Below are 3,576 nucleotides of genomic sequence, written 5' to 3' on the forward strand. Positions count from 1 at the left end.
ACACAACAACATTTTTAGTACGTTGTATCAGGTGTCACCTGGTTTAACATGGATCATACAGGAAGGATACAAATGGCGAATAAACTCACTGTTCTTGCTTCTGTTGTAGCAGCTTCTACTGCCATGATGGCGACGACAGCTTCAGCAGCAGATAGCACTTTAGATAAAGTACTTTCGCAAGGTTTTATTACTTGTGGTGTGAGCACTGGTCTACCAGGCTTTTCCAACCCGAACTCAAAAGGGGAATGGGAAGGCATTGATGTTGAATATTGCCAGGCACTTGCCGCAGCAGTTCTTGGTGACAAATCGAAAGTAAAATATGTTCCACTCACAGCAAAAGAACGGTTTACCGCCCTACAATCAGGTGAAATCGATGTTCTTTCGCGCAATACAACCTGGACGCTCCAACGCGACGCAGCACTCGGCCTTAATTTTGTCGGCGTAAACTATTATGACGGTCAAGGGTTCATGGTGAAAAAAGACCTAGGAGTGAAAAGTGCAAAAGAGCTTGATGGGGCATCGGTTTGTGTCCAATCCGGTACAACTACTGAGCTGAACTTGGCGGACTACTTCCGCAACACGGGCATGAAATACAAACCTGTGGTATTCGATACAGCAGCGCAAACCTCAAAAGGTTTTGACGCGGGCCGTTGCGATGCTCTAACAACCGACCAATCTGGTTTGTATGCGCTACGTTTGAACTTAACTGATCCTAACGTCGCGGTTGTATTACCTGAAATCATTTCTAAAGAACCACTTGGGCCCGTTGTTCGTCAAGATGATGACAAGTGGTTTAACGTGGCGAAATGGACTCTCAATGCGATGGTTAACGCAGAAGAGTACGGTATTACCTCAAAAAATGCAGATGAAATGCTTAAATCTAGCGATCCTAATATCAAACGCATACTTGGCCTGGATGGTCCTAAAGGTAAAGGTTTGGGCATTCGCGATGATTGGGGATACCAAATTGTAAAACAAGTCGGTAACTATGGTGAAAGTTTTGAACGCACTGTAGGTAAAGGTTCTCCACTACAAATCGCACGAGGTGCAAATGCGTTGTGGAATGCTGGCGGCTTTATGTACGCTCCACCACTTCGTTAATAGTCACACAATCCCAAATAGGCGGTTTTAACCGCCTTTTTGGAAAAATGGATTTGAGGTTATAGTTGTATGAAACCTACTAAAACTATTGCGGCTAGCTCAGGAGCTCCCTCGGCTAAAAGCGCAAATTTGTTCTACAATCCTACTTTTCGTTCAGTCGCCTTTCAAATTATTGCTGTTCTCGTTCTGGTTTTTTTCTTTTACACCATTGTGACCAATGCACTTTCTAACTTAAGTTCTCGAGGCATTGCCACGGGGTTTGACTTCCTAGATCAAGAAGCTGGCTTTGGGATTGGCCTTACTTTGATCGAATACAATGAAACCTTTAGTTATGGGCGAACTTTTATCATAGGTTTGCTCAATACCGCGCTAGTTTCTTTTTTAGGCGTTGTATTTGCCACCCTTTTAGGTTTTTTTATCGGTATTGCCCGTCTCTCTTCCAACTGGTTAGTCAGTCGACTTGCTGCTGTGTATATAGAAATCTTCCGTAATATTCCTTTATTACTGCAAATTTTCTTTTGGTATTTTGCCGTGTTACAGGCTTTACCATCGCCTAGGCAAAGCATGCAGTTAGGGGATTCTATTTTTCTCAATGTACGTGGTCTGTTCTTCCCTGCTCCCATTTTCGAAAGTGGCAGCACATTTATCTTTATTGCCTTTCTTGCTGGCTTACTAACCACCTTAATTATTGGCATTTGGGCTCGAAACAAACAGCGTTTAACAGGTCAGCAGACGCCTATGGGTAGAATTGCGGCTATCTTGTGCATTCTACTTCCTGTCATTGTGTACTTTGCTATGGGCCGTCCAGTGTCAGCAGAGTATCCACAACTGCAAGGGTTCAACTTCCAAGGTGGCATCAGTATTATCCCTGAGTTAGCCGCACTGCTGATTGCACTGAGTATTTATACGGCCGCATTTATTGCCGAAATTGTCCGTTCTGGCATTAATGCGGTGAGCCATGGTCAATCCGAAGCTGCAATGTCATTAGGATTATCTCGTTCAAAAACATTAAAACTCGTGGTCATTCCTCAAGCGCTGCGCATCATCATTCCGCCACTCACCAGCCAATATCTGAACTTAACCAAAAACTCATCATTAGCGATGGCGATTGGCTACCCTGATTTGGTTTCTGTTTTTGCCGGCACAACGCTCAATCAAACGGGTCAAGCGATTGAAATTATTGCGATGACCATGGGTGTTTACCTCACTCTCAGTTTAACGACATCGGCATTAATGAATATCTATAACCGTAAAGTTGCTTTGGTGGAGAGATAAGATGAAAGTACATCAGTTTCAACCTAACTTGCCACCGCCAGCCAATACCGTTGGCTTCATTGGGTGGCTGCGCAAAAATCTTTTTAATAACGCACTCAATTCCATCGTTACACTGATCTTAGGGTATTTCGCCTTCTGGCTTGTTTGGCATACTGTCGATTGGGCGATTATTAATGCCGATTGGGTAGGCACACAACGTAGTGATTGCACTCGTGAGGGGGCGTGTTGGGTGTTTATTAGCGTACGCTGGGATCAGTTTATGTATGGATTTTATCCAGAAACTGAGCTCTGGCGACCTCGCCTCTTCTATTTCACTCTTGCTATTTTTAGTGCGTTGCTCGCCTATGAAAATACACCGAAAAAAACGTGGATTTGGTTGTTTTTTGTCAACATCTACCCATTTCTTATCGCGGCGCTACTCTATGGAGGCTTTTTCGGCCTAGAAGTGGTTGAAACGCATAAGTGGGGAGGCTTATTAGTTACGCTGATTATTGCCTTAGTTGGGATTGTTGTTTCGTTACCGATTGGCGTTGTACTGGCGTTGGGCCGACGTTCCGAGATGCCCATTATTCGCAGCCTATGTACCGTTTACATCGAGGTTTGGAGAGGTGTGCCACTGATTACAGTTTTGTTTATGGCATCCGTTATGCTGCCTCTGTTCCTCTCGCAAGGCTCAGAAACGGATAAATTGGTTAGAGCATTAATTGGGGTGGTTATGTTCAGTTCGGCTTATATGGCAGAAGTGGTTCGTGGTGGTTTACAAGCGATACCTAAAGGTCAATACGAAGCCGCCGATGCGTTAGGTTTAAGTTACTGGAAAAAAGTCGGTTTGATTATTTTGCCGCAAGCACTGAAGATCACGATCCCATCTATCGTTAATACCTTCATTGGCCTATTTAAAGATACCAGCTTAGTACTCATTATCGGGATGTTTGACGTGCTCGGTATTGGACAAGCTGCCAATACCGATCCGGATTGGTTAGGCTTTTCTACTGAAAGTTATATATTTGTCGCGTTAGTGTTCTGGGTGTTCTGCTTTTCTATGTCTAGATATTCGATATGGCTTGAAAACAAACTCCATACTGGTCACAAACGATAACTACAAATCAAGGACGTATTATGACGCAGCAACGCAACCTCGCACCTTCTGAAGAAATCATGATTCAGATTAATGATATGAATAAATGGTACGGTGAATTT

Annotated in this window: 3 protein-coding genes; all 3 read left to right on the forward strand. The window is 43.7% G+C overall.

Features of this window, described 5'->3' with window-relative positions:
- The first annotated feature begins 72 nt into the window (after positions 1–72).
- Positions 73–1,101: an amino acid ABC transporter substrate-binding protein gene (locus B9J84_RS14440; RefSeq protein WP_026027113.1), complete on the forward strand. Its 1,029-nt coding sequence runs from the start codon at positions 73–75 to the stop codon at positions 1,099–1,101.
- Positions 1,102–1,170: 69 nt separating this feature from the next.
- Positions 1,171–2,376 carry an amino acid ABC transporter permease gene (locus B9J84_RS14445; protein ID WP_017044681.1) on the forward strand — a complete coding sequence of 402 codons (1,206 nt, stop codon included), beginning with the start codon at positions 1,171–1,173 and terminating at the stop codon, positions 2,374–2,376.
- A 1-nt stretch (position 2,377) separates the two neighbouring features.
- Positions 2,378–3,475 (forward strand): amino acid ABC transporter permease, encoded by a 1,098-nt coding sequence (locus B9J84_RS14450; RefSeq protein ID WP_094124432.1) that lies wholly within the window; start codon positions 2,378–2,380, stop codon positions 3,473–3,475.
- The last annotated feature ends 101 nt before the right edge of the window (positions 3,476–3,576 follow it).

The organism is Vibrio sp. V03_P4A6T147 (genome assembly GCF_002241085.1).
Lineage (GTDB): Bacteria > Pseudomonadota > Gammaproteobacteria > Enterobacterales > Vibrionaceae > Vibrio > Vibrio anguillarum.